Here is a 24,513-nt window from a genome sequence, read left to right as displayed (position 1 = left end):
CTGGCGGAGCGGACGTTCGAGCCGAAACGCAATCAAACCTTACGGTCTCCGGGTTCGCCCGGCCGCTCCGTCGCCTCCCCATCAACTTCAGCGAGCGATCGCGTGAAGCCGAGAAGTCATGTCCGCTTCAGTCAGCTCCTCCCCCGTGTCACGGGGGAGGAACTCTACAGATCGAACCGCACGCCTTGGGCCAGCGGCAGCGCCCCCGAATAGTTCACGGTCGCGGTCTGGCGGCGCATGTACTGCTTCCAGCTGTCGGAGCCGCTCTCGCGGCCGCCGCCGGTCTCCTTCTCACCGCCGAACGCGCCGCCGATCTCGGCGCCCGAGGGGCCGATGTTGACGTTGGCGATGCCGCAGTCGCTGCCGGCGGCCGACAGGAAGGCCTCGGCCTCGCGGACGTCGTTGGTCATCACGCAGGAGGAAAGCCCCTGGGGGACGTCGTTCTGGATCGCCACCGCCATGTCGAAGCTGTCGTACGGGACGACGTGCAGCAGCGGCGCAAAGGTCTCGCGCTGCATGCAGGGCGCCGGGGCGGGCAGGCGCGCCAGGGCCGGGCGGACATAGAAGGCTTCCGGCCACTGATCGGCCAGAAGGCGCTCGCCGCCGCTGACGGTCCCGCCCTCGGACCGCACGGCGTCCATGGCCGCGACGAAGGCCTCATGGGCCGCTCGGTCGATCAACGGCCCCAGCAGCGTCTTGGCCTCGCGCGGGTCGCCGACGGGCAGGCGCTGGAAGGCGGTCTCGACCGCGTCGGAGACCTTGTCGACCAGGCTCTCGTGGACGATCAGCCGACGCAGGGACGTGCAGCGCTGGCCGGCGGTGCCGGCGGCAGAGAAGACGATGGCGCGCAAGGCCAAAGAGAGGTCGGCCGAGGGCGTGACGATCATGGCGTTGTTGCCGCCCAGCTCCAGGATCGAGCGGCCAAACCGCTCGGCGACCAGGGGCGCGAGCGCCTTGCCCATGCGGGTCGAGCCGGTGGCGCTGACCAGCGGAATGCGCGGATCGCGGGCCAGGCGCTCACCGGCGTCGCGGCCGCCCTGGACGACCGACGCCAGCCCTTCGGGCGCGTCGCCGAAGCGCGCCAGGGCGCGCTCGAGGATCGCGTGGGTCGCCAGCGCCGTCAGCGGCGTCTTCTCGGACGGCTTCCAGATCACCGGATCGCCGCAGACGAGGGCCAGGCACGCGTTCCACGCCCAGACCGCGACCGGGAAGTTGAACGCGCTGATCACGGCGACCGGACCCAGAGGATGCCAGGTCTCGCGCATGGCGTGGCCGGGGCGCTCGGACGCGATGGTCAGGCCGTGCAGCTGGCGCGACAGGCCGACGGCGAAGTCGCAGATGTCGATCATCTCCTGGACCTCGCCGGCGGCCTCGGAGGCGATCTTGCCGGCCTCGAGGGTGACGAGAGCCGCCAGGTCCGCCTTGGCCGCGCGCAGCGCTTCGCCGAAGAGGCGGACGAGTTCGCCGCGACGTGGGGCGGGGACGACGCGCCAGGCGTCGAAGGCGCGGCGGGCGGCGGCGATCTTGGCCTCGATCTGGCGGGCGTCGTCGAAAACGACATGCGTCAGGACCGAGCCGTCGATCGGGCTGCGCACCGGCTGGCCGGCGTCGGCGGGGCGCGCGGGAACGCCCAGCTTGTCGAGAAGGTCGCGGACGTGGGCGGCGGGAGTCGGGAAGGACTGGGTCATGGCCCTGGAAAACGCTCCTCGGCAGTTCGGGTCAAGTCCTGGGCGGTGGCGTTGCGCGGCGCGCGTCGAGCGGCTAGGGACGCGGGAAGCAGGAGAACCGACATGGCGCAGGGCAAACTCATCGACGGCAAGGCCTTCGCGGCCGATCTGCGGGCCAAGATCGCCGAGGAAGTGGCCGAGCTGAAGGCCAAGCATGGCGTGACGCCGGGTCTGGCGGTCGTGCTGGTCGGCGAGGATCCGGCCAGCCAGGTCTATGTCCGCAACAAGGGCGAGCAGACCGAAGCGGCCGGCATGTATTCCGAGACCCACCGCCTGCCGGCCGACACGACCCAGGACGAGCTGCTGGCGGTCGTCGCCAAGCTGAACGCCGATCCGAAGATCCATGGCGTTCTGGTCCAGTTCCCGGTGCCGCCGCACATCAGCCAGATGGACGTCGTGGCGGCCCTGTCGCCGGACAAGGACGTCGACGGCCTGACCGTTACCAACGCCGGTCGCCTGGCCAGCGGGCTGCCGGCCCTGACGCCCTGCACGCCGCTGGGCTGCATGATGCTGCTGAAGGACACTCTCGGTGATCTGTCGGGCAAGAGCGCGGTCGTCATCGGCCGATCGAACCTGATGGGCAAGCCGATGGCCCAGATGCTGCTGGCCGCCGACTGCACCGTCACCATCGCCCACTCGCGGTCCAAGGACCTGCCGGGCATCGTGCGCCAGGCCGACATCGTCGTGGCCGCCGTGGGCCGAGCCGAGATGGTCAAGGCCGACTGGGTCAAGCCGGGCGCCACGGTGATCGACGTCGGCATCACCCGCTATCCGGCCCGCGATCCGGCCGCGGCGGCGGCGGGCAAGACTCGCCTTGTCGGCGACGTCGCCTTCGACGAGGTGCGCGAGGTCGCCGGCGCGATCACGCCGGTGCCGGGGGGAGTCGGGCCGATGACCATCGCCTGCCTGCTGGCCAATACGCTGACGGCCGCCAAGCGCCTGTCGGGGATAGCTTGATGACGCGGGCGGGCGTTTTTCTCGTCTCCGCCCTGATGCTGACCGCATGCGGGGCCAAGACCCCGCCGCCGCCCACGCCCGAGCAGGCCCTGGCGCTGCGCCCGGCCGAGGCGCGACTGGCCGGCCTGTACGAGACCTCGTGCCACGCCTGCCACGCCGTTCCGGGGACGGGCGCGCCGCTGGTTCATGACCGCGCCGCCTGGGATCCGCGCTGGAAGCAGGGCGAGGCCGTGCTGCTGGACCACGCCATCCAGGGCTTCAACGCCATGCCGGCGACCGGCCAATGCGCCACTTGCACGCCGGACGATTTCAAGGCCCTGATACGGTTCATGGCGGGGCGCGAAGACTCCGCTGGATAAAAATCGGGAGGCGGAATGATCTCGCGGCGTGGGGCCCTGATCGCGGGCGGAACGGGCGTGGCGGTGGTCGCCGGCGGCGCGGCGGCCTACAAGGTCGCCACCGGAGACAAGCCCGAGCCGCCGGCTCCGCCTTCGGTCAACGCCGACGGCAAGCTGCTCTGGCGCAACTGGTCGGGCATCCAGAACGCCTATCCCGCCGCCCGCCTGGCGCCCAAGGACGAGGGCGAACTGGCCCTGGCGCTGAAGACCGCCCAGGGCCCGATCCGGCCGGTGGGCGCAGGGCACTCCTTCACCGCGCTCGCGCCGACGACCGGCACGCTGATCTCGCTGGACGCCATGGCGGGCGTCATCGGCTGGGAAGGCGACGCCGCGATCGTCCGCACGGGCACGCGGCTGGGCGCGCTGGGCCCGATGCTGGCGGAGAAGGGGCGGGCGCTGCCGAACCTGCCAGACATCAACAAGCAGTCGCTGGGCGGCGCGCTCGGAACGGCGACCCATGGCACGGGGGCCAAGATCCCGGCCCTGCACGGAGACGTCACCGGCCTGCGGCTGGTCACGCCGTCGGGCCAGGTCATCGACGCCGACGCCGAGAAGACCCCGGAGATTTTCCAGGCCGCGCGTGTCTCGCTGGGCTCTCTGGGCGTGATCAGCCAGGTGCGGATCCGGACCAGCGCCAATCGCCGCCTGCGCCGCCGCGTCTGGCTGGAGCCGTTCGAAGAGGCCCTTGCCAACGCCGAGGCGCGCTGGGCCCAGCATCGCAACTTCGAGTTCTACGCCGTGCCGTTCACGGGGCTTGCCGCGAACATCAGCCACGACGAGACCGACGATCCGGCCCTGCCGCGTGGTCCCGACCAGGACACCGAGTTCCTGGAGGCGCTCAAGGGCCTGCGCAACCTGCTGGGCTTCGCGACGCCGGTGCGCAAGGCCGCCGCCAAGGCTCTGCTCTCGACCGCCAAGCCTGAGACCGCCGTGGACGAGGGCTGGAAGCTGCTGTCGACCGAGCGGCCGGTGCGCTTCAACGAAATGGAATTCCACCTGCCGGCCGAGAACCAACTGAAGGCGCTGGAAGAGGTGGTCCGCATGATCGAGAAGGAGCGTCCCGACGTCTTCTTCCCGATCGAGGCCCGGCGCATCGCGCCCGACGACGCCTGGCTTTCGCCGTTCCAGGGCGGGCCGCGCGGTTCGGTGGCGGTGCACGCCTACTACCGCGACGACTTCAGCTTCCTCTACAGTCTGGTCGAGCCGATCTTCCGCCGCTACGAGGGGCGCCCGCACTGGGGCAAGCTGCACACGCTGCGGGGGCAGCAGTTGCAGGCGCTTTATCCGCGTTGGAAAGACTTCCTGGCCGTGCGCCAGGAGCTGGACCCCGAGGGCCGGATGCTCAATCCGTACCTGCGGGGGCTGTTCGGCCTGAGCTAGGCGGCGTTTCCGAGGTACTCGGCGACGCGGGCTTCCAGCTCGGTGACGAGTGGGCGGCCGATCGGGTGCGTATCGACGCGGATGTCGTCGCGAACGCAGGCCTTGATGGCGTCGATGTGGGCGTCGACCAGGAACATCGGCGCCGACAGGCGCGTGGCCGGGTCGTCGATCAGCTTGCACAGCGAGGCGGCCAGGCGGGTGATCAGCGGGAACTCGTAGGTCGCGCCCAGGCCCTTCAGGTCGTGAGCCCGCAGGTACAGGGTCTCGACCGTCTCGGCGTTCAGGCCTTCGGTGCGGACGGCCTGGCGCGCGGCCTCCAGCTTGACGATCTCGTCGTCCAGCCATTGGGCGAAGTTGCCGGACAGGCTTTTCAGCGCGGCCTCGGCCTTGGCGATCGCGGCCATGTCGATGCCGCCACGGCCGCCCACCTTGAGCTTCAGCATGTTCGGCACCTGGATCACCTCTGCGGTGGTCTTATTCGTCACGATCGCCTCCCCAGCGGCGGTATGATCAGAATCGATACAATAGCAGGCATTAACATTGAGTGAGACCGCACGGGTCATGCGGCCCAACGTCTCAGGCGGAAAACTGCTCGGCGAGAACCCGCTCCTCAAGGCTGCGGCCGGCGTCGAAAAGCATCGACAGCGACGTGCCACGGTCCTCCGAGATGTGGACCTCCATGACATCTCGTACTTCGAAGTTGTCGGCGACGGCGCTGACCGGCCGCTTGTCGGCCTCGAGGACCTCGAAGGTCACGCGGGCGGACTGGGGCAGCAGGGCCCCGCGCCAGCGCCGCGGACGAAAGGCGCTGATCGGGGTCAAGGCCAGGACATGGCCGTCGATCGGAATGATCGGGCCGTGCGCCGAAAGATTGTAGGCGGTCGACCCGGCCGGGGTCGCCAGCAGGGCGCCGTCGCAAACCAGCTCGCCCATGCGCACCTTGCCGTCGATCGAGATACGCAGCTTGGCGGTCTGGCGGGTCTGGCGGAGCATCGAGACTTCGTTGATGGCCAGGGCCCGGTGCTGCGTCCGACGGGCGTCGATCGCGACCATCGCCAGCGGATGGATGACCGCGCGCTCGGCGGCGTTGATCCGCTCGAGAAGGCCGTCCTCGCTGTACTCGTTCATCAGGAACCCGACCGAGCCGCGGTTCATGCCGTAGATCGGCGTCTGCGAGGCGATCGCCTCGTGCAGCGTCTCCAGCATGAAGCCGTCGCCGCCGAGGGCCACGATGACCTGGGCGTTCTCTTCGCCGACATCGCCATAACGGGCGACGAGCCGTTCACGCGCCTCCTGGGCTTCGGGCCGGTCGCTGGACTTGAAGGCCAGGCGAGTCACGAAGGGTTGCGGCTGGTACATGCGGCCAAGAGGCGGCAAGCCCGCGCGCTTGTCAAACCGCGCCGACGGCCTGGCGGAAGGCCATGCCGGCGATGTCCGGCGTGAAGGGGCCAAAGGCGCTGCCGGCGCGGCGAAGGCCTTCGTCGCCGCCGCCCGGACGGCCGCCGTTCAACTGACGCACATGGTCCAGGATGGTCGGGAACACGCTGCGGTCGATACCGACGGCCGAGCAGGCCAGGGCCAGCAGTTCGGGCTTGCCGCTGTCGATGGCCCGGCGGACCTGCGGCGGCTCGAACTGGCCAAGACGCGCCAGGGCCATGACGAACAGCTGCAGCCGCCCTTCGCGAAGCACGCGCAGCAGATAACCGGGACGAAGCTGACCGGCGGAGTCCAGCTTCTCGATCAGCGAGCGCTCCATCTCCTCGCGGTCGCCGTCTTCTTCGTCGAGGGCGCCCTCATCCTGCGGATCTCCGCGGTGGACGGCGCGCAGCGTTTCTTCCAGCGCGGCCTGCAGGCGAGCCGTGTCGAGATTGAACCGGGTGGCCAGGGCCTCGCGCAATGCGTGGCCGACCAGCAGGTAGAGCTGTTCCGCCAGGTCACTGGACATCCGGGGATGGCGGGCCAGCGGTGAGCGCAGGGCCACCACGTCGCGCGAGCGGTCGATCAGCCGCTGCATCGCGCCGTCGGAGATGTCCGCCGTTTGGTTCGACGCCAGGGCCGTGAGAACCGCCGGCTCGTTGCGCTCGATAATCGCGTCGATCACCGGTGGCGACAGGCGTGGGCGACGAGCGATCTCGATCTGGTGCTCCAGCGTCGCCTGGACGAGCAGTCGAACGAGATCGTTGTCTTTTAGAACTGGGCTGCGGGCGATGATCGGCCGGGCGATCTCGATATCGTCCAGCGCCATGATGTTGATCAGCGCCGACGGCGCCCAGTCAGCGTCGGCGAGGCGCTCGGAGAGGCGATGCCGGATGTCGCGCTCGGCCTCGACGACCAGGGTCATGAAGATGGAGTTGAGCAGGGCCTGGACGTCGGGGTGAGTCGGCTCGCCGCGGGCGCGTCCCGCCTCGCACAGATCGATGATCCCGCTAAGCAGACGCTCGCGATCTCCCGGCTCGCGGCTACGAGCCAGCGTCATGAGCGCGGAGATCTCGACGGCTGAAATGGCCCGACTCCTCGAATCCGACACGCGATAAGGATGACCTTGCGAACGGCAAATGAAAACATGCTTAAAAACGATCGACGCGTCCTAGCGAACGCGGGCGGAGGAATTTGATGGCGCAAGACCTGATCCTGGCTCTCGACCAGGGCACCACGAGCACGCGAGCCATCCTGTTCGACCGTGAGGGACGATCCCTGACCGAGGCTTCGCGGCCGCTCCGGCAGAGCTATCCTAGGGACGGCTGGGTCGAGCACGACGCCGAAGAGATCTACGCCGCTTGCGTGGCCGTGCTGCGAGAGGCGGCGGAAACCTCGGGACGAGCGGCGGACATCGCGGCGATCGGCTTGACCAACCAGCGTGAGACGATTGTGGTCTGGGATCGGCGGACCGGGCGTCCCATTCATCCCGCGATCGTCTGGCAAGATCGGCGAACGGCCGACGTCTGCGCCAAGCTCAAGGTGGAAGGGCGCGAGGCGCGGGTGGCCGAGGTCACCGGCCTGCTGCTGGATCCGTACTTCTCGGCGACGAAGATCGCTTGGCTGCTCGATCATGTCCCCGGCGCCCGGGCTCGGGCCGAGGCCGGGGACCTGCTTTGCGGAACCATGGACTGCTGGGTGATCTGGCGGCTGACGGGCGGCGCCGTTCACGCCACCGACGCGACGAACGCCTCGCGGACCCTTCTGTTCGACATCGGCGCTCAGGATTGGTCCGCCGAGATGCTGGCGATGTTCGACGTGCCGGCGAGCTTGCTGCCGAAGGTCCTGGACTGCGTCGACGACTACGGCGCAACCGATCCACAGCTTCTGGGCAGGCCCATCGCCATCCGGGGCGTGGCCGGCGACCAGCAGGCGTCGCTGATGGGGCAGGGATGCGTGTCGGCCGGCCAGATGAAGGCGACCTACGGCACCGGCTGTTTCATGCTGCTCAATACGGGCGAGACGCAGTGCGTCTCGCGTTCGCGCCTGCTGACGACCGTGGCGGCGCGGGTGGGCGGCAAGACCACCTATGCGCTGGAGGGATCGATCTTCGCCGCCGGCGCGGCGATCCAATGGCTGGGCGAGGGCCTTGGCGTCACGGGAGGCCCACGGGCGGCGGAGGCTCTGGCGCGCGCGGCCCGGACCGATCACGGCGTCGTCGTGGTGCCGGCCTTCACCGGCCTTGGCGCGCCGTGGTGGGACGCCGGTGCGCGCGGCGCTATCTTCGGCCTGACGCGGGACGCGGGCCTCCCGGAAATCGCCGCCGCGACCTTCGACGCCTGCGCCCTGCAGAGCCGCGACCTGATCGAAGCGATGCGGGCCGACGCGCCGAGCGCGTTTGGCGAAGCCGCGCAGCTGCGCATCGACGGCGGCATGTCCAAGAGCGCCTGGTTCTCGCAGAGGCTGGCGGATCTGACTGGGGTCTCTGTGCGTCGGTCGAGCTATCAGGAGACGACGGCCCTGGGGGCGGCGCTGTTCGCCGGGGTCGGCGCCGGCGTCTATGCGAACGTCGAGGAAGCCGCCGAGATCAGCCCGGCCGCGGAGACGCTCACGCCCGCCCTGGACGAGCACCAACGCGAAGCCGCCTATGCGCGTTGGCTCGACGCCGTGCCGCGCGTCAGGTCATGACGTTTGGCCGTTGCCGTGACATCGCTGTCATGATCTGTAAGCCCCGAACCAAGAAGCGGAGACCGCCACCATGACGACCCGACGCGCCGTGCTCGCCACCGGAGCCGCCCTGATCGCCGGAGGAGGATCAATGACCGCCAACGCCGCGACGCCGGCCTACCCTAAGATCGGACGCATCCGGCGGTTGTCGCCGGAGCTGGACGCGGTGATCGCGCCCGACGCGGCGATCGAGCAACTCGCCGACGGGATCACGTGGGCCGAAGGGCCGGTCTGGATCGCCGATGGTCGCTATCTTCTGTTTTCGGACGTGCCGGGCAACGTCATGTACCGGTGGAGCGAAAAGGACGGGAAGACCGTCTTTCTTCAGCCCTCCGGCTACGCCGGTCCGCCGACCAAGACGTTCCGCGAGCCTGGGACCAACGGCATGACTCTGTCGCTGGCCGGCGAACTGCTGGTCTGCGATCACGGCAATCGCGCGGTCTCGAAGGTCGATCTGAAGACCAAGGCCAAGACCGTGTTGGCCGATCGCTATCAGGGCAAGCGGTTCAACAGCCCCAACGACCTGGTCGTCGCTCGTCTGGGCGAGCTGAAGGGCTCGATCTACTTCACCGATCCGCCCTACGGGCTGGAAGGCCTGGACGCCTCGCCGGTCAAGGAGCTGCCGTTCAACGGCGTCTATCTGCGTCGCCCGAATGGCGAGGTGACGCTGGTCGACGACAAGCTGACCTTTCCAAACGGTATCGCCCTGTCGCCGGACGAGAAACGCCTCTATGTGGCGGTGTCCGATCCCAAGGGCCCGGTCATCATGGCCTACGACCTTGGTCGCGATGGACTGCCGCTCGCGCGGAAGGTCTTCTTCGACGCCAGCGATTTGCAGAAGGCGGGCGGTCCTGGGCTGCCCGACGGGATGCGGGTGGACGCCGAAGGCCGTCTGTTCGCGACCGGGCCGGGCGGGGTCCTGATCCTGACGCCGGAGGCCAAGCTTCTGGGCGTGATCGAGACCGGCTTCCCGATCGCCAACTGCACGTTCGGCGAGGACGGTCACACGCTGTTCCTGACCGCCAATCACGTCCTGGCGCGGGTCCGCACCCTGACGTCGGGCCTCACGGGAGCCAAGCGATGAGCACGATCACCAAGCGAACCTTTGTCGCTTCGGGCCTGGCGCTGGCCGCCGCGGCCAGCCCTCTGAACGCCATGGCCCGCCAATCCGACCGCAAGCTCGGCTACGCGATCCTGGGCCTCGGCTATTACGCGACCAAGATCATCATGCCGCGCTTCGCCGAGTGCGAGCATTCCAAGCTCGTCGCCCTGGTCAGCGGGACGCCTGAGAAGCTCAAGACGTTCGGCGAGCAATACGGCATCCCGGAAAGCCACCGCTACAGCTACGAAACCTTCGACAAGATCGTCGACAATCCCGACGTCGACATCGTCTACGTCATCACGCCCAACAGCCTGCACCGCACCTTCACCGAGCGCGCGGCCAGGGCGGGCAAGCACGTCATGTGCGAAAAGCCGATGGCGACCTCGGCCGCCGACTGCGAGGCGATGATCGCGGCTTGCAAGAGGGCGGGTCGCAAGCTGATGATCGGCTATCGCAGCCGCTTCCAGGCCCACAATATCGAGGCCATCAAGCTGATCCGCGATGGCGCCATCGGCCCGGTGCGGCACATCTCGACCGACCATGGCTTCACGATCGGCGACCCCACCCAGTGGCGGCTGAAGAAGGCGCTGTCGGGCGGCGGCAGCCTGATGGACATCGGCATCTACAGCCTGAACGCCGCGCGCTACCTGACCGGCGAGGAGCCGGTGGCCGTCAACGCCATGGAGTCGACCGACCGTTCCAACCCTCGGTTCAAGGAGGTGGAAGACATCATCAACTTCCAGCTCCTGTTCCCCTCGGGCGCCACGGCGCAATGCGGCTCGGCCTACACCGCCAACTTCAACCGCTACCGGGTCTCGGGACCGAAGGGCTTCATCGAGCTCGATCCGGCCACCCCCTATCAGGGCCAGACGATGCGGACCGCGCTAGGCGGTCCTCCTACGCAACGCGAGCCGGCCCCGCAGCCGAAGAACCAGTTCTCGGCCCAGCTGGACCACCTCTCCGAGTGCATCCTGACCAACCGCGAGCCAATCGTCAGTGGCGAGGAGGGGCTCAAGGACGTTCGCATCATCGAAGCCATCTACCGCGCGGCTCGCGAAGGCCGCACGGTGAGGCTGTGAAGGGACTGATCCTGGCGGCGGCGCTGCTGGCGCCCAGCGCGGCCCTGGCCCAGCAGCAGATCCCGCTCTGGCCGAACGGCGCGCCGGGGTTCGAGAGCCGCAAGGACATGCCCGAGGTTCCCGGCGATTACTGGCTGAGGAGCATCAACAACCCGTCGGTCACGGTCTATCTCCCGCCGAAGGAGGTCGCCACCGGCGCGGCGCTGGTCGTGCTGCCGGGAGGCGGTCACCGGATCCTGGTGATCCGATCCGAAGGCTCGGACGTCGCCAAGGTGTTGAACCCGGCCGGCGTGGCGGTCTTCGTCGTCAAGTATCGGCTGTTCCGCGAGGAGGGCTCGCCCTACACGATCGAGCACGCGCGCCAGGATGCGGTCCGCGGCGTCCGCTGGGTTCGCGCCCATGCCGCTGAGTACGGTGTCGATCCCAAGCGGATCGGGCTGATGGGCTTCTCGGCGGGCGGCGAGACCGCGAACCTGGAGATCTACCAGGGCGCGAAGCCCGGCGATCCGAAGGTCGACACGATCGACGCCGTCAGCGCGCGGCCGGACTTCCAGGTCCTGGTCTATCCGGGCCCCTTGGGCGTGCCCGACAAGGTTCCGGCCGATGCGCCGCCGGCGTTCATGGTCGCCGCCAATGACGACGAATGCTGCTCGGCGCCGCTGGTCGACCTGTTGCCCAAGTTCCGCGCCGCCAAGGTTCCAGTCGAGCTGCACCTGTTCCAGGCCGGGGGCCACGCCTTCAATATGGGCCTGCGCAAGGAGCAGGCCTCGTTCAAGCATTGGCCGAACCTGCTGGTCGACTGGCTGAACGACAACGGCTGGATGAAGCCGCGCTAGGCGGCTTCGTCCAGGTAGGCCTTCACCCGCGCGAACAGGTCCTCGAACATCGGCGTCGTCAGGCGGCCGGTGTTCGTGTTGAGCCGCGAGCAGTGATAGCTGTTGAAGATCCGATACGGCCCGGCTTGGAACTCCGAGCCGTGCCCCGGAACGCCGGCCGAGGCCTTCAGGCCCAGGGCCTTCAGCACGTTGCGGCGCGAGACGTCCCCCAGGGTGACGATGGCCTTCAGGTTCGGGAACATCTCCAGCCGCGTCGTCAGGAACGGCCGGCAATTGTTCTCTTCCGAGGTCTCGGGCTTGTTGCCGGGCGGGGCGCAGCGGACAGCGTTTGTCACGGCGCTGCCGACCAGTTTCAGGCTGTCATCGGGCCGGGCCTCGAACTTGCCGGTGGCGAAGCCGAACTTGATCAGGGTGTCGTAGAGCAGGGTCCCGGCATAGTCGCCGGTGAACGGCCGGCCCGTTCGGTTGGCGCCCTTGCGACCGGGGGCGAGGCCCACGACCAGCAGCCGCGCGTCCCTGTCGCCGAACGAGGGGGCGGGGCCGTTGAACCAGTCCGGATAGAGCTCCTGGTTCTCGCGGCGATAGGCGACGAGGCGCGGACACAGCGGGCAGTCGCGCGGCGGCTCCGCCGGGTTCGGCACGACCTCGCCGGCGATGTTGGACGGCTGGGACATCTCAGTATTCGTCCTCGGCTTCACGCTCGGCCGGGGTGCGATTGTCGGACATCTGGCGGGTCTGGACGCGCTGGGGCCGGCCGATAATGTTTCCCAGATCGGCCAGGTCGACGAAGTTGTCGGCCTGGCGACGCAGGTCGTCGCTGGTCATCGGCGGCTGGCTCTTCATCGTCGAGACGACGGTGACGCGGCGGCCCTTGCGCTGCACGGCCTCGACCAGGGCGCGGAAGTCGCCGTCGCCCGAGAACAGCACAAGGTGGTCGGCGGTCTCGGCCATCTGCAGCATGTCGACCGCGATCTCGATGTCCATGTCGCCGCGCCAACGCTTGCGGCCCTGGCTGTCGGTGAACTCGCGCGCCGGCTTCGTCACCAGGGTGAAGCCGTTATAGTCCAGCCAGTCCACCAGAGGACGGATCGGCGAATAGTCGTCGTTCTCGGCGATAGCGGTGTAGTAATAGGCCCGGATCAGGACGCCGCGCTTTTTGAACTCGTCCAGCAGCTTGCGGTAGTCGATATCGAAGCCCAGCGCCTTGGCGGCGGAATAGAGATTGGCTCCGTCGATGAACAGGGCGATGCGGTCGGTCGGATAGAAGGTCACGGTAATCCTTGAAAAATCAGGTCGCTGAAAATGGCTTGGACGAGGCCGTGATCGTGGCGCTCGGCTGCAATCTGGCTGGAGCCTATACGAGTCGCGCGGCCTTGTTGGAAGCTGCCCTGAACGCCCTGCCGGCAGAGGGGCTGGAGGTGGTCGCCCGGTCCGGGTGGTGGCGCTCGGCCGCCTGGCCGGATCCGAAGGGGCCGGAATACCTCAATGGCGTCGCGCTGGTGCGCACGGCGCTGCCGCCCGCCGAAACCCTGGCGGCCCTGCATCGGATCGAGGCGCGCTTCGGGCGGGCGAGGGGGGAGGCCAACGCCGCCCGCACCCTCGACCTTGATCTTGTAGCCCATGGCCGGAGCGTGCTGGCTGGCGACCTCGTCGTGCCGCATCCCAGGGCGCACGAGCGGCTATTCGTCATGGGGCCCCTGGCGGAGTTGGCGCCCGACTGGACCCATCCGGCCAGCGGCCGGACCGCCCGCCAGATGGCGGCGACCGCGACAGTCGGCCGCGACGCGCAACCCTACGAACATCGCTAAGTCTGGACATCGCCCTTCGAAGCGGGCATAAGCGCCCGCTCGCGAAAGCTGATGATCGTGCGCGGCGTTGCGTGTCGCCGCACGGAAGCCTATTTTGCGATCGATAACCGGCAGCCCGAGGAACTCATGGCCCGCGTCACCGTCGAAGATTGCGTCGAGAAGGTTCCGAACCGCTTCGCGCTCGTCCTGCTGTCGGCGCACCGCGCGCGCGGCATCTCGGCCGGCGCGGCCCTGATGGTCGACCGCGACAACGACAAGAACCCGGTCGTGGCTCTGCGCGAGATCGCCGACGACGTGATCGATCACGAAGGGCTCAAGGAGCACCTGATCACCACGCTGCAACGCGTCGACGAGCACACCGAAGCCGAGGAAGAGGCCGAGACCCTGGCCCTGCTGGCCGATCCGAGCCACATGCAGATGAGCGAGCTGGAACTGGTCCGCGCTCTGCAGAGCGACCGCGACGGCGGCCAGGAGGAGCGGTACTGAGCCCCGAAGGCGCAGACCCTCTGACCCTGGAAGCGGTCTCCGACACCGCTTCATCCCAACGCGCGCCCGATTCCGAATCGGGCGCGTCGTCGTCTGTGGCCCCCGCCGAGCCGACGGCCGCGCCCGCCAAGCCGCGTCCCAAATTCCTTCGCCAGTACGAACTGATCGAGCGGGTCCACGCCTATGACCCGACGGCGGACGAGGCGCTGCTAAACCGCGCCTACGTCTACGCCATGCGCATGCACGGGTCGCAGACCCGGGCCAGCGGCGATCCCTACTACGCCCACCCGATCGAGGTGGCGGGCATCCTCACCGAATACCGGCTCGACACCGCGACCATCGTCACGGCGCTGCTGCACGACGTGATCGAGGACACCCCGGTCACCAAGGAAGAGATCGCCCAGCTGTTCGGCGAGGAGATCGCCGAACTGGTCGAGGGTGTCACCAAGCTGTCGAAGCTGGAGCTCCAGGCCGAGCACACGCGTCAGGCCGAGAACCTTCGCAAGTTCATCCTGGCCATCTCCAAGGACGTCCGCGTCCTGCTGGTCAAGCTGGCCGACCGTCTGCACAACATGCGGACGCTGCACTTCATCAAGAACCAGGCCAAGCGCGAGCGCATCGCGCGTGAGACGCGCGACATCTACGCCCCGCTGGCCCGCAACATCGGCTGCCATCGCATCTGCGTGGAGCTGGAGGAGCTGTCCTTCCAGCATACCAACCCGGTCGCCCGTGACGCCATCGTGCGCCGCCTGGACGCTCTGCGCGAGGAGCAGGGCGGGGCGGTGGCCTTGGTCAGCCAGGAGATCTCGGCGCGCCTGGAGTCATCCAACCTGCCGTCGCGGGTCTTCGGTCGCGAAAAGTCGCCTTATTCGATCTGGCGAAAGCTGCAGCGCAAGTCGATCGGCTTCTCCCAGATGTCGGACATCTACGCCTTCCGCGTGATCGTCGACAGCGAGGAGGACTGCTACCGCGCCCTGGGCGTGGTGCACCGCGCGTGGTCTAGCGTGCCGGACCGCTTCAAGGACTACATCTCGACGCCGAAGCGGAACAACTACCGCTCGCTGCACACCACCGTGGTCGGCCCGCGCGGCATGCGCATCGAAATGCAGATCCGCACCGAGGCCATGGACCGCGTCAACGAAGAGGGCGTCGCGGCCCACTTCCGCTACAAGGACGCCTCCTACGGTCTCGACCTGGAAGGCATGGAGGCCGCCGGCGGCCGCGATCCGCTGGCCAACCTGCGCCAGCTGGTCCAGGTGCTGGAGCACGGCGGCGACAGCGAGGAACTGGTCGAGCACGCCAAGCTCGAGATGTTCCTCGACCAGGTGTTCGTCTTTACCCCGAAGGGCAAGCTGGTCAGCCTGCCGCGCGGGGCCATGCCGCTGGACTTCGCCTATGCCGTCCACACCAGCGTCGGCGACACTTGCATCGGCGTGAAGATCAACGGCGAGTTGAAGCCGCTGCGCACGCCGCTGGTCAATGGCGACGTGGTCGAGGTGGTGCGGGGCTCCAAGCCGGTGGTGCCGCCGGACTGGCGCTCGTTGACGGTCACGGGCCGGGCGCGCTCGGCCATTCGGCGCCATATCCGCCAGACCGAGAAGGAAGAGTTCCTGCGTCTGGGGCGGGCCTCGCTGGAGCAGGTCTTCGAGCGCGCCGGCAAGAAGCTGAAGGACGTGTCGCTGCGGCCGATCCTGGAGCGCTTCGTCCTGGACGGCGACGAGGCCCTGTTCGACGCTGTCGGGCGCGGCCGGGTCTCGCCCAGCCAGGTCCTGGAAACCGCCTATCCGGGCATGAAGGATTCCGAGCGCGAGGCCGCCACGGCTCGCCGCAAGATCGAGGGCGGTCAGGAGGCGGCGCGGCTCTATGTGCGCGGCGGCGGTCTGACGCCGGGCGTTTCCCTGCACTTCGCTCACTGCTGCAGCCCCGTGCCTGGCGACCGCATCGTCGGCATCTTGCGTGAAGACGGCGAGGGGCTGGACGTCCACACGATCGACTGTCCGCGGCTGGCGGAATACGAGGACCGCGAGGAACTGTGGCGGGACCTGACCTGGACCCCGGAAGCCGAGCGCTCGACGATCTCGATGACCCGCCTGCACGCCACGATCCAGAACGCCCCAGGCGTGCTGGGCCAAGTCTGCACGATCATCGGCGAGGCCGGCGGCAACATCGTCAATCTGCGGATGCACCACCGGCAGAGCGACTTCTTCGACACCGACATCGATGTCGAAGTCCGCGACGCCAAGCACCTGACCAATATCCAGGCCGCGCTTCGGGCTTGCCCGTCGGTCGAGACCGTGGATCGTACGCGCGGCTAGGCCTTCCGAAAGGCCGCTACGGCGTCGAGCGCGCCGGCTGTCATCGGCGAGGGCAGGGCGTCCAAGGCGAACCAGCCCCATTCATGGAGGGCGTGAGCCTCCTGGATCGAAGGCTCGCCTTCCCAGCTCTCGACCGCGTAGGTGATCGCCACCCAGTGGTAGTCCGGCGCGACCATGTCGGTGACCGCGAGGACCTTGCCCGCCTTGAGCGTTATGCCGAGTTCCTCATGGGTTTCGCGCTCGGCGCAGACATGGGCCGCTTCGCCCCAGTCGAGCTTGCCGCCGGGCACGCCCCAGTGATCGGCCTCGGGGTTCTTGACCCGCTTGACCAGCAGCAGGCGGCCCTGGTCGTCGAGGATGGCGGCGCCGCATCCGACGCGGGGGCGTTGAATCTCTTCGGTCATGCAGGCGGTAGAGCCTTAAACCGCGCGGCTCCGCAAGCGGCCGTTTGTAGACTCGGCCGGCTGGGCTATATCCACGGCCCATGACCAACGACGACGTCCTCGACGAATTCCGCGCCGCCGGCGCTCTGCGCGAAGGCCACTTCGTGCTGTCCAGCGGCCTTCACAGCCCGGTCTTCCTGCAGAAGAACCTGGTGTTCATGCGGCCCGAGCGCTGCGAGCGTCTCTGCAAGGCCCTGGCGCAGAAGATCATCGCGACGGTGGGCCAGGTGGACGTCGCCGTCTCGCCGGCCGTCGGCGGCATCATTCCCGGGTACGAGACTGCGCGTCACCTGAACGTGCCGTCGATCTATGTCGAGCGCGAGGGCGGAAGCTTCAAATTCCGTCGCGGCTTCCACCTGGAGCCCGGCCAGAAGGTCGTGATGGTCGAGGACATCGTCACGACGGGCCTGTCGTCGCGCGAATGCATCCAGGCCATCAAGGACGCCGGCGGCGACGTCGTCGCGGCGGCCTGCATCGTCGACCGCTCGGGCGGCAAGGCCGATGTCGGCGTGCCGCTGGTCGCCCTGGCCAGCCTGGAAGTCCCGGCCTATCCGGCCGACGCCCTGCCGCCGGAGCTGGCCGCGATCCCGATCGAGGATCCCGGCAGCCGCCGACTGAAGGGCTGATCTCCATGCTGCGTCTGGGCGTCAACATCGATCACGTGGCGACGATCCGGAACGCGCGTGGCTCCTACTATCCCGAACCTGTGCGCGCCGCCGAGCTGGCGCTGGCCGCGGGGGCCGACGGCATCACCGCGCACCTGCGGGAAGACCGCAGGCACATCAGCGACGCCGACATCGCGGTGCTGACCGACCTCTGCCACAAGCGCGGCAAGCCGCTGAACTTCGAGATGGCCGTGACCGACGAAATGGTCGAGATCGCCCTCGGGGCCAAGCCGCACGCCGCTTGCCTGGTGCCTGAGCGGCGCGAGGAGGTCACCACCGAAGGCGGCCTCGACGTGATCAAGGGCCAGGCCCGGATCGCCGCCGCCACGGCGCGGCTACGCACGGTCGGCGCGCGGGTCTCGCTGTTCATCGAGCCCGATCCCGAGCAGATCCGAGCCTCCGTGGCGGCGGGCGCTCAGGTCATCGAACTGCACACCGGCGCCTATTGCGACGCCGCGCGGGCGGGCGAAACGGAACGCGCCGAGGCGATCCTGCAAAGGCTCAAGGCGGGCGCAGCGCTGGCCGCCGAGCTGGGGCTGGAGGTCCACGCCGGCCACGGCATCGATTACGCCACAGTCAAGCCGATCGCCGCCATTCCGCAGATCGCCGAGCTGAACATCGGCCACTTCCTGATCGGCGAGGCGATCTTCGTGGGGTTGCCCCAGGCCATCCAGCGCATGCGCGCTCTGATGGACGCGGCGCGGGTGGAGTTGGCCGCATGATCATCGGGATCGGCTCGGATCTCTGCGACATCCGCCGGATCGAGAAGTCCCTTGAGCGCTTCGGCGAGCGCTTCACCAACAAGGTCTTCACCGAGATCGAGCGCAAGCGGTCCGAGCGAAAACCCGACCGCGCTTCCAGCTACGCCAAGCGTTTCGCCGCCAAGGAAGCCTGCTCCAAGGCGCTCGGCACGGGCCTGAAGCGCGGCGTGCATCTGGCCGGCATGGGCGTGGTGAACCTTCCCTCGGGCAAGCCGACCATGGCCCTGACCGGCGGCGCGTTGGAACGCTTGAGGGAGATGACGCCAGAGGGCATGGAGGCTGTAATCCATCTGTCCCTGACTGACGATCACCCCTACGCTCAGGCCTTCGTGATCATCGAAGCGCTTCCCAAGGTGTGACGGAGGCCCCTTTTGGCGGACTACATCCTGCTGATGCACGGCGATGGCGCGGGTGAACGCGCCGCTGAATGGGCGCCCTATATCGAACAGCTGGTCGCTGCGGGGCGCCTGCGTGGCGGCAGCGCCATAGGTGAAGGAGCCTGCTTCCGGCGCGGGGCGCCTGCAGGGCCTCTATCGGATCGATTGACGGGCTTTCTCAGGATCAGCGCCGAGGACCTGGAGGACGCGGCAAGTTGCCTTGTCGGCAATCCGGTCTACGAGACCGGCGGAACAGTAGAGATCCGCCGACTTCCCGAGACCAACTAGACCTGCGCCGCATCCTCGCCGCAAAGCCAAGCTAACGCGCCGCTCTTGCCCGTCGCGGCAAGCCCGTCTAGCAAGGCCACATCCGGTTCGCCGGAACGTCCTTTTCGAAGAGCTCAGCGCCCGCATGACCGACGTCGACACGCCACCGCCCGCAGAAAAGGGCGCCGTCGCCGAGCTCATCGAGATCATCAAGACCGTCGCCTACGCCCTGGGCATCGCCCTGGTGTTGCGGGTCCTGCTGTTCCAGCCGTTCACGATCCCGTCGGCCTCGATGGAGCCCAACCTCTATCAGGGCGACTACATTATCGTGTCGAAGTTCAGCTACGGCTGGAGCCGCCACTCGATCCCGTTCAGCCCGCCGATCATCAAGGGCCGCATCTTCGGTCACGCGCCCAATCGCGGAGACATCATCGTCTTCAAGCTGCCGCGCGACAATCGCACCGACTACATCAAGCGCCTGATCGGCCTGCCCGGCGACAAGATCCAGATCCGTGGCGGCGCCGTCTTCATCAACGGCAAGGAATTGCCGCGAAAAGCCCTGCCGCCGGCTCTGGTCGACACCGGCTACGGCTTCACCCAGCAGGTCCAGCGCTTCGAGGAAACCAATCCCGAAGGCCGCCAGTACAAGACCCAGGACTTCGGCCCTGACAGCCGCGGCGACAATACCGGCGTCTACACCGTTCCGGCCGGCTGCTACTTCTTCATGGGCGACAACCGCGACAACTCGGCCGACAGCCGCTTCGATCCGGGCGTCTCGCCATTCAAGACCAGCGCCTGCAAGTGGGACTACGAGCTCGACCAGTACATCGGCGACGAGGTCGGCGTCGGCTTCGTGCCGGAAGAGAACCTAGTCGGCCGCGCCCAGATCATCCTGCTGTCCTGGAACGCCGAGGCCAGCCTGTTCAAGCCCTGGACCTGGTTCCTGGACGCGCGTCCCAGCCGCTTCTTCCACGTGCTGAAGTGATCTTTCGTCATGGATAGACGGGCCGCCGCCGTCGGCGACCTGGAGCGTCGGATCGGCCATCAGTTCGAAGACCGCGAGCTTCTTGAGCGCGCCCTCACGCACGCCAGCGTCGGCGACGGCGCCAAGAAGGTGCGTGACAACGAGGTGCTGGAGTTCATCGGCGACCGCGTTCTGGGCTTGCTCGCCGCCGAGGCCCTGGCCGAGCGGTTCCCGAAGGCCAAGGAAGGCGAGCTCGCGCCGCGCCTGAATGCTCTCGTCAGCCGGGAGACCTGCGCCCGCGTGGCTCGCGCCGCGGAGCTGGGGCCGGCCCTGCGGCTGTCGGCCTCGTCCAGCAAGATCGGCGGCCGCGAGACGGAGTCGATCTTGGCCGGCGCGACCGAGGCCCTGATGGCCGCGCTCTATCAGGACGGTGGCCTCGATACGGCGCGTCGCGTGTTCCTCAGCCTCTGGGCCGACGAGTTCGAGCGGGCGGGCGAGGGGCGTCCCCGCGATCCGAAGACCGCGCTGCAGGAGTGGGCGCAGGGCAAGGGGCGGCCGCTGCCGACCTACCGGGTGCTCGATCGCACGGGCCCCGACCATGCGCCGGTCTTCACCGTCGAGGTCGTGGTGAGCGGCGTCGATCCGGCCATCGCCAAGGGCAGGTCGCGCCAGGAGGCCGAAAAGGCGGCCGCCAAGGCTCTGCTGGAGCGTGAGCGGGCGGGCTGAGGCTACGCGGCGACGAACATGCCGATGACGGCCGCCGCCATCACCGCGGTGGCCACCCAGCCAAAGATCTTCTGGGCCGGCGTGGCCACGAAGATTCCCATCTGCGCCTTGCGACTGGCGACAACCATCATTGCGGCCATGATCGGCACCGAGATGACACCATTGATCACCGCGCTCCAGAACAGCGCCTTGATCGGATCCAGGCCAGAATAGTCAACCAGCAGCCCCATCACGACCGCGGTCGCGATCACGATGTAGAAGGCCTTGGCCTCGGTCGGCTTATGCTCAAGCCCGCATTTCCAGCCTCGTAGCTCACCCAGGGCGTAGCCGACCGAGCCGGCGAGCACCGGCACCGCCAGCAGTCCAGTGCCCACAATGCCCAAAGCGAACAGGAAGAAGGCGAGCTCTCCGGCGACCGGACGCAAGGCCTCGGCCGCCTGGGCGGAGGTCTGGATGTCGGTGACGCCGCGGGCGTGCAGGGTCACGGCCGTTGTGAGGATGATGAAGAACGCGATGAGGTTCGATACGCCCATGCCGACCAGGGTGTCCCAGCGGATCCGTTCCAACTCCGCGCGCGCCTTCCTCGGGTTTTCGATCAGCGGGGCTTCGCCCTTGGCTTCCTCCTCCTCGACTTCCTCCGAGCTCTGCCAGAAGAAAAGGTAGGGGCTGATCGTGGTGCCAAATACAGCGACGACCATGACGATCCAGCCGCTCTTGGGCAGTTGCGGCGCGATCGTGTGCAGCGCGACCTGCGCCCAGTCGATCTTCACGGTGAAGACGACGGCGACATAGGCGAACAGCGCCATGGTCAGCCATTTCAAGAGCTTCACATAGCGGTGATAGGGCACGAAAACTTGCAGGGTCAGGCTGACGACCGCGAACCCTATGGTCAGGGCGTGCTCGTTCCAGCCCGTCACAAGGCGCGCCGCCGCGCCCATGGCCGCAAGGTCAGCGCCGATATTGATCGCGTTGCCGATGAACAGCAGGGCCACCAGCCCCATCACAAGCCAACGCGGGAAAACACGCGCCAGGTTGGTGGAAAGGCCGTGTCCGGTGACCCGGCCGATCCGCGCGCTGATCGACTGGATGGCGACCATCAGCGGATAGGTCAGCACCACCGTCCACAGCATGTTCAGGCCGAACTGGGCGCCGGCCTGGGAATAGGTCGCGATGCCGCTGGGATCGTCGTCCGCCGCGCCGGTGATCAGGCCGGGGCCCAGGTTTCGAAGGACCTTGGGCGTGGGCAGGGCCGAGTCCGTCGAGGGCATGAGATCTCCCGAATCCGTATTCGCCGTGGCGATTAGCCAGACCAAGGCCCAGCTTAGCGGCGATCACAAGGCAGGCGGGGCGGGATTTTCCGATCCATTGGTGCTACACGCACGCGCAATGACTGAAACCACCTCCCAAACTCGCGCCGGCTTTGCGGCCATCATCGGCGCGCCGAACGCCGGCAAGTCCACCCTGGTCAACCGCATGGTCGGGGCCAAGGTCTCGATCGTCACCCAGAAGGTCCAGACCACCCGCTTCCCCGTGCGCGGCGTGGCCATCGCCGGCGACACCCAGATCGTTCTGGTCGACACCCCCGGCATCTTCAGCCCGCGCCGGCGCCTGGACCGCGCCATGGTCCGCGCCGCGTGGGCTGGCTCGGAAGAGGCCGAAGCCACCGTCCATCTCGTCGACGTGCAGGCTGAACTGGCCGCCCGCGCCGACAAGGCCACGCCCGGCGAATACCGCTCGGCCCAGGACGTTCAGACCATCATCGAGGGCCTGAAGGCCGCCGATCGCAAGGTGATCCTGGCGCTGAACAAGATTGACGGCGTCAAGCGCGACACCCTGCTGGCCGTCGCCAAGGACTTCTTCGACACCGGCGTCTATACCGACGTTTTCATGATCAGCGCCGCGACCGGCGCGGGCGTCGAGGACCTCACCGCCAAGCTCGTGACCATGATGCCGGAAGGACCCTGGCTCTATCCGGAAGACCAGACCGCCGATCTGCCGGCCCGCCTGCTGGCCGCCGAGATCACCCGCGAGAAGGTCTATCTCCGCGTCCACGAGGAGCTGCCCTACGCCGCCACGGTCGAGACGACGGCCTTCGAGGAGCGCAAGGACGGCAGCGTCCGCATCGAGCAGACCATCCTGGTCGAGCGCGACGGCCAGCGCGTGATCGTGATCGGCAAGGGCGGCCAGACTTTGAAGTGGATCGGCCAAGCCGCGCGCGAGGAGCTCTGCGAGATCCTCGATCGCAAGGTGCACCTGTTCCTGCACGTGAAGGTCAAGGAGAACTGGGCCGAGGAGCGCGGTCTGTTCAGCGACATCGGGCTCGACTTCGATGTTTGACGCGCCCGCGCCGATCGTCGATCTCGACGCTTACTTCAAGCGCATCGGCTATGACGGTCCGCGCGAGGCGACCCTGGCGGTGCTGCGCGCGCTGACGCTGAAGCACCCGGACGCAATTCCGTTCGAGAACCTCGACGTCCTGCTAGGGCGGGGCGTCAGCATCGTCCCAGCGGATATCGACGCCAAGCTGATCGCGGCGGGGCGGGGCGGCTATTGCTACGAGCAGAACGGCCTGCTGAAGCGCGTCCTGACGGCTCTGGGCTTCCAGGTCGAGGGCCTGATGGCCCGAGTCCAGTGGCTGGTTCCCGAAGGCGCGTCGCCGCGCCCGCGCTCGCACATGGTGCTGGGCGTCGAGCTCGAGGGCGAGACCTGGCTGGTCGATAACGGCTTTGGCGGCTGCGTGCTGACCGGACCCCTGAAGCTGTTCTCCGACGAGAACCAGGACACGCCTCACGGCCAGTTCCGCATCGTCGATGTCGAGCTTGGGGGCGTGGCCGAGCGGCAGGTGCAGGCCAATCTGTCGGGCAAGTGGGCGCCGCTGTATCAGGTGGCCAAGGGCGCTTGGGCCGACATCGACTACGAACAGGCCAACTACTTCACCTACACCCATCCCAGCTCGCATTTCACCTGGAGCATGACGGTCGGGCGCACCACGCCGACCGCGCGCTACGCCCTGAAGAACAACCGCTTCACCCATCGCGACGTGACCGGCGCAGTGGTCGAGCAGCGCGATCTTTCCGTCGATGAGCTGGAAGCGACCCTGCGCGATGTGATCGGCCTACCAGTGGAACCAGACTGGCGCCCGGTGCTGGAAAAGGTCGTGGCCTGGGGGACGCCGACCTAGATGGAGTGGGAGGACGAAGCCTACGTCCTGTCCGCCCGCGCGCACGGCGAAACCGGCGCGATCGTCGAGCTGCTCACCCAGGATCGCGGCAAGTTCGCCGCTCACGTGGCCGGCGCGGCTTCGCGCAAGATGAAGCCGTTCCTGCAGCCGGGCGCGCGGGTCATCGCGCGATATCGGGCTCGCGTGTCGGACCAGCTTGGCTCGGCGAGCCTGGAGCCGATCGGCGAGGGGCCCTCGGTGCTGTTCGACGATCGTCTGGCGCTAGCCGGTCTTTCCGCCGCCGCCGCTGTCGCCGCCGCGGCTCTGCCGGAGCGCGAGACGCATCCTGGCGCTTTCCACGCGCTGGAAGCCCTGATCCGGGTGCTGGAAGTGCCGGAAATCTGGCCGGCGGTTTATGTCCGCTACGAGGCGGGACTCCTGCAGGAGCTGGGTTTCGGCCTGGACCTCTCGAAGTGCGCGGCGACGGGCGTTTTCGACGATCTCGTCTATGTCAGCCCGCGCACCGGTCGCGCCGTCAGCCGCGAGGCGGGACGGCCCTATCACGACAAGCTGCTGCCCCTACCGCCGTTCATGCTGTCCTCGCAAGGCGGCCTCTCGGAAGGCGACGTGAAAGCCGGGCTCGACATTACCGGCCACTTCCTGGAGCAGTTCGTGTTCGGCCCGCTGAACAGGCCGATCCCGCCGGCGCGGCTTTGGCTGCTGGATCGCCTAGCCGAGGCCGGCAGGCTCTAAGAACCGTCACACAGCGACGCTATCGCGAAACTCTCGTTTCCGGAGTTTCGCCATGTCCGTCCTCGATCGCTACGCCCTCAGCCGCCGCCGTCTGCTGACCGTGTTCGGCGGCGCGGCCGTCGCCGCCCTGTCGATCCCTCTGGAGACCGGCAAGGCGCTGTCGCAG

Annotated in this window: 28 protein-coding genes; 20 read left to right on the top strand and 8 right to left on the bottom strand. The window is 68.0% G+C overall.

Annotation, left to right across the window (positions count from 1 at the left end):
• Nucleotides 1–164: 164 nt before the first annotated feature.
• Entirely contained in the window at nucleotides 165–1,688 is a 1,524-nt protein-coding gene (locus DI526_RS18635) for an aldehyde dehydrogenase family protein (RefSeq protein WP_304281080.1), read from the bottom strand.
• A 102-nt stretch (nucleotides 1,689–1,790) separates the two neighbouring features.
• Between DI526_RS18635 and folD the strand changes: the two genes are divergently transcribed.
• The 3 genes from folD to DI526_RS18620 are packed head-to-tail and all read left to right on the top strand — an operon-like array spanning nucleotide 1,791 to nucleotide 4,462.
• Entirely contained in the window at nucleotides 1,791–2,684 is an 894-nt protein-coding gene (gene folD / locus DI526_RS18630; protein ID WP_304281078.1) for a bifunctional methylenetetrahydrofolate dehydrogenase/methenyltetrahydrofolate cyclohydrolase FolD, read from the top strand.
• A complete protein-coding gene (locus DI526_RS18625) occupies nucleotides 2,684–3,043 on the top strand; it encodes a cytochrome c5 family protein (RefSeq protein ID WP_304281076.1) in 360 nt (119 codons plus the stop codon). Before folD ends, DI526_RS18625 begins: the two co-directional genes overlap by 1 nt.
• A 15-nt stretch (nucleotides 3,044–3,058) precedes the next feature.
• A complete protein-coding gene (locus DI526_RS18620) occupies nucleotides 3,059–4,462 on the top strand; it encodes a D-arabinono-1,4-lactone oxidase (RefSeq protein ID WP_304281074.1) in 1,404 nt (467 codons plus the stop codon).
• On the opposite strand, the gene DI526_RS18615 is transcribed toward DI526_RS18620, so the two are convergent.
• The 3 genes from DI526_RS18615 to DI526_RS18605 all read right to left on the bottom strand — a co-directional run bounded on the left by DI526_RS18615 (nucleotide 4,459) and on the right by DI526_RS18605 (nucleotide 6,938).
• Nucleotides 4,459–4,947: an Hpt domain-containing protein gene (locus tag DI526_RS18615; protein ID WP_304281073.1), complete on the bottom strand. Its 489-nt coding sequence runs from the start codon at nucleotides 4,945–4,947 to the stop codon at nucleotides 4,459–4,461. The genes DI526_RS18620 and DI526_RS18615 overlap by 4 nt on opposite strands.
• Before the next feature lie 91 nt (nucleotides 4,948–5,038).
• Nucleotides 5,039–5,821 (bottom strand): NAD kinase, encoded by a 783-nt coding sequence (locus DI526_RS18610; RefSeq protein ID WP_304281086.1) that lies wholly within the window; start codon nucleotides 5,819–5,821, stop codon nucleotides 5,039–5,041.
• Nucleotides 5,822–5,852: 31 nt separating this feature from the next.
• Complete coding sequence (locus DI526_RS18605; RefSeq protein ID WP_304281071.1) at nucleotides 5,853–6,938, bottom strand: DUF2336 domain-containing protein; 1,086 nt, start codon at nucleotides 6,936–6,938, stop codon at nucleotides 5,853–5,855.
• A gap of 137 nt (nucleotides 6,939–7,075) precedes the next feature.
• Between DI526_RS18605 and glpK the strand changes: the two genes are divergently transcribed.
• The 4 genes from glpK to DI526_RS18585 all read left to right on the top strand — a co-directional run bounded on the left by glpK (nucleotide 7,076) and on the right by DI526_RS18585 (nucleotide 11,622).
• Nucleotides 7,076–8,566 carry a glycerol kinase GlpK gene (gene glpK, locus DI526_RS18600; protein ID WP_304281069.1) on the top strand — a complete coding sequence of 497 codons (1,491 nt, stop codon included), beginning with the start codon at nucleotides 7,076–7,078 and terminating at the stop codon, nucleotides 8,564–8,566.
• Nucleotides 8,567–8,636: 70 nt separating this feature from the next.
• Nucleotides 8,637–9,689: an SMP-30/gluconolactonase/LRE family protein gene (locus DI526_RS18595; protein WP_304281067.1), complete on the top strand. Its 1,053-nt coding sequence runs from the start codon at nucleotides 8,637–8,639 to the stop codon at nucleotides 9,687–9,689.
• Nucleotides 9,686–10,786, top strand: a complete 1,101-nt coding sequence (locus DI526_RS18590) for a Gfo/Idh/MocA family protein (RefSeq protein WP_304281066.1) — start codon at nucleotides 9,686–9,688, stop codon at nucleotides 10,784–10,786. Before DI526_RS18595 ends, DI526_RS18590 begins: the two co-directional genes overlap by 4 nt.
• Nucleotides 10,672–11,622, top strand: coding sequence for an alpha/beta hydrolase (locus tag DI526_RS18585; protein ID WP_304281065.1), 951 nt, complete (start codon nucleotides 10,672–10,674; stop codon nucleotides 11,620–11,622). Before DI526_RS18590 ends, DI526_RS18585 begins: the two co-directional genes overlap by 115 nt.
• Here DI526_RS18585 and DI526_RS18580 read toward each other — a convergent pair.
• Together DI526_RS18580 and DI526_RS18575 are read right to left on the bottom strand one after the other, a co-directional pair.
• Nucleotides 11,619–12,296 (bottom strand): uracil-DNA glycosylase, encoded by a 678-nt coding sequence (locus DI526_RS18580; protein WP_304281064.1) that lies wholly within the window; start codon nucleotides 12,294–12,296, stop codon nucleotides 11,619–11,621. The two genes, DI526_RS18585 and DI526_RS18580, sit on opposite strands and share 4 nt — an antisense overlap.
• Before the next feature lies 1 nt (nucleotide 12,297).
• The gene (locus DI526_RS18575) at nucleotides 12,298–12,894 is read right to left on the bottom strand and encodes an NYN domain-containing protein (RefSeq protein WP_304281063.1); all 597 of its coding nucleotides are present in this window, start codon (nucleotides 12,892–12,894) and stop codon (nucleotides 12,298–12,300) included.
• A 47-nt stretch (nucleotides 12,895–12,941) separates the two neighbouring features.
• Here DI526_RS18575 and folK point away from each other — a divergent pair, with 47 nt between their 5' ends.
• The 3 genes from folK to DI526_RS18560 all read left to right on the top strand — a co-directional run bounded on the left by folK (nucleotide 12,942) and on the right by DI526_RS18560 (nucleotide 16,231).
• Nucleotides 12,942–13,430 (top strand): 2-amino-4-hydroxy-6-hydroxymethyldihydropteridine diphosphokinase, encoded by a 489-nt coding sequence (folK, locus tag DI526_RS18570; protein ID WP_304281084.1) that lies wholly within the window; start codon nucleotides 12,942–12,944, stop codon nucleotides 13,428–13,430.
• A gap of 126 nt (nucleotides 13,431–13,556) precedes the next feature.
• Nucleotides 13,557–13,916, top strand: a complete 360-nt coding sequence (gene rpoZ, locus DI526_RS18565) for a DNA-directed RNA polymerase subunit omega (protein WP_004619634.1) — start codon at nucleotides 13,557–13,559, stop codon at nucleotides 13,914–13,916.
• A 95-nt stretch (nucleotides 13,917–14,011) separates the two neighbouring features.
• Nucleotides 14,012–16,231, top strand: coding sequence for a bifunctional (p)ppGpp synthetase/guanosine-3',5'-bis(diphosphate) 3'-pyrophosphohydrolase (locus DI526_RS18560; protein WP_304281059.1), 2,220 nt, complete (start codon nucleotides 14,012–14,014; stop codon nucleotides 16,229–16,231).
• Here DI526_RS18560 and DI526_RS18555 read toward each other — a convergent pair.
• Nucleotides 16,228–16,635 carry an NUDIX domain-containing protein gene (locus tag DI526_RS18555; protein ID WP_304281057.1) on the bottom strand — a complete coding sequence of 136 codons (408 nt, stop codon included), beginning with the start codon at nucleotides 16,633–16,635 and terminating at the stop codon, nucleotides 16,228–16,230. The two genes, DI526_RS18560 and DI526_RS18555, sit on opposite strands and share 4 nt — an antisense overlap.
• Before the next feature lie 80 nt (nucleotides 16,636–16,715).
• Between DI526_RS18555 and pyrE the strand changes: the two genes are divergently transcribed.
• The 6 genes from pyrE (at nucleotide 16,716) to rnc (ending at nucleotide 20,434) form a co-directional block, all read left to right on the top strand.
• Nucleotides 16,716–17,300 (top strand): orotate phosphoribosyltransferase, encoded by a 585-nt coding sequence (gene pyrE, locus DI526_RS18550; RefSeq protein ID WP_099535916.1) that lies wholly within the window; start codon nucleotides 16,716–16,718, stop codon nucleotides 17,298–17,300.
• Nucleotides 17,301–17,305: 5 nt separating this feature from the next.
• Entirely contained in the window at nucleotides 17,306–18,061 is a 756-nt protein-coding gene (locus DI526_RS18545) for a pyridoxine 5'-phosphate synthase (protein WP_304281055.1), read from the top strand.
• Complete coding sequence (acpS, locus tag DI526_RS18540; protein WP_304281053.1) at nucleotides 18,058–18,459, top strand: holo-ACP synthase; 402 nt, start codon at nucleotides 18,058–18,060, stop codon at nucleotides 18,457–18,459. The genes DI526_RS18545 and acpS overlap by 4 nt, the downstream gene beginning before the upstream one ends.
• Before the next feature lie 12 nt (nucleotides 18,460–18,471).
• Nucleotides 18,472–18,765, top strand: coding sequence for a hypothetical protein (locus DI526_RS18535; protein WP_304281051.1), 294 nt, complete (start codon nucleotides 18,472–18,474; stop codon nucleotides 18,763–18,765).
• Nucleotides 18,766–18,889: 124 nt separating this feature from the next.
• Nucleotides 18,890–19,729: a signal peptidase I gene (gene lepB / locus DI526_RS18530; protein ID WP_304281049.1), complete on the top strand. Its 840-nt coding sequence runs from the start codon at nucleotides 18,890–18,892 to the stop codon at nucleotides 19,727–19,729.
• Nucleotides 19,730–19,738: 9 nt separating this feature from the next.
• Nucleotides 19,739–20,434, top strand: coding sequence for a ribonuclease III (gene rnc / locus DI526_RS18525; protein ID WP_304281048.1), 696 nt, complete (start codon nucleotides 19,739–19,741; stop codon nucleotides 20,432–20,434).
• Between the two features lie 2 nt (nucleotides 20,435–20,436).
• Here rnc and DI526_RS18520 read toward each other — a convergent pair whose 3' ends face one another.
• Nucleotides 20,437–21,702, bottom strand: a complete 1,266-nt coding sequence (locus DI526_RS18520; protein WP_304281047.1) for an Nramp family divalent metal transporter — start codon at nucleotides 21,700–21,702, stop codon at nucleotides 20,437–20,439.
• A gap of 118 nt (nucleotides 21,703–21,820) precedes the next feature.
• On the opposite strand from DI526_RS18520, the gene era reads away from it, so the two are divergent.
• The 4 genes from era to DI526_RS18500 all read left to right on the top strand — a co-directional run.
• Entirely contained in the window at nucleotides 21,821–22,771 is a 951-nt protein-coding gene (gene era, locus DI526_RS18515; RefSeq protein ID WP_304281045.1) for a GTPase Era, read from the top strand.
• On the top strand, nucleotides 22,764–23,615 hold the full coding sequence (locus tag DI526_RS18510) for an arylamine N-acetyltransferase (RefSeq protein WP_304281044.1): 852 nt from the start codon (nucleotides 22,764–22,766) through the stop codon (nucleotides 23,613–23,615). Before era ends, DI526_RS18510 begins: the two co-directional genes overlap by 8 nt.
• Nucleotides 23,616–24,347, top strand: coding sequence for a DNA repair protein RecO (gene recO / locus DI526_RS18505; RefSeq protein WP_304281043.1), 732 nt, complete (start codon nucleotides 23,616–23,618; stop codon nucleotides 24,345–24,347). It abuts the gene before it with no gap.
• 52 nt (nucleotides 24,348–24,399) lie between these two features.
• Nucleotides 24,400–24,513, top strand: a 114-nt coding sequence (locus DI526_RS18500; RefSeq protein ID WP_304281082.1) for a hypothetical protein, incomplete at its 3' end; no start/stop codon positions are given.

Source organism: Caulobacter segnis, from assembly GCF_003243465.1.
Taxonomy (GTDB): Bacteria; Pseudomonadota; Alphaproteobacteria; order Caulobacterales; family Caulobacteraceae; genus Caulobacter; species Caulobacter segnis_A.
Note: the sequence above shows the minus strand (reverse complement) of the source record. Positions and strands in the feature narration are given on the sequence as shown.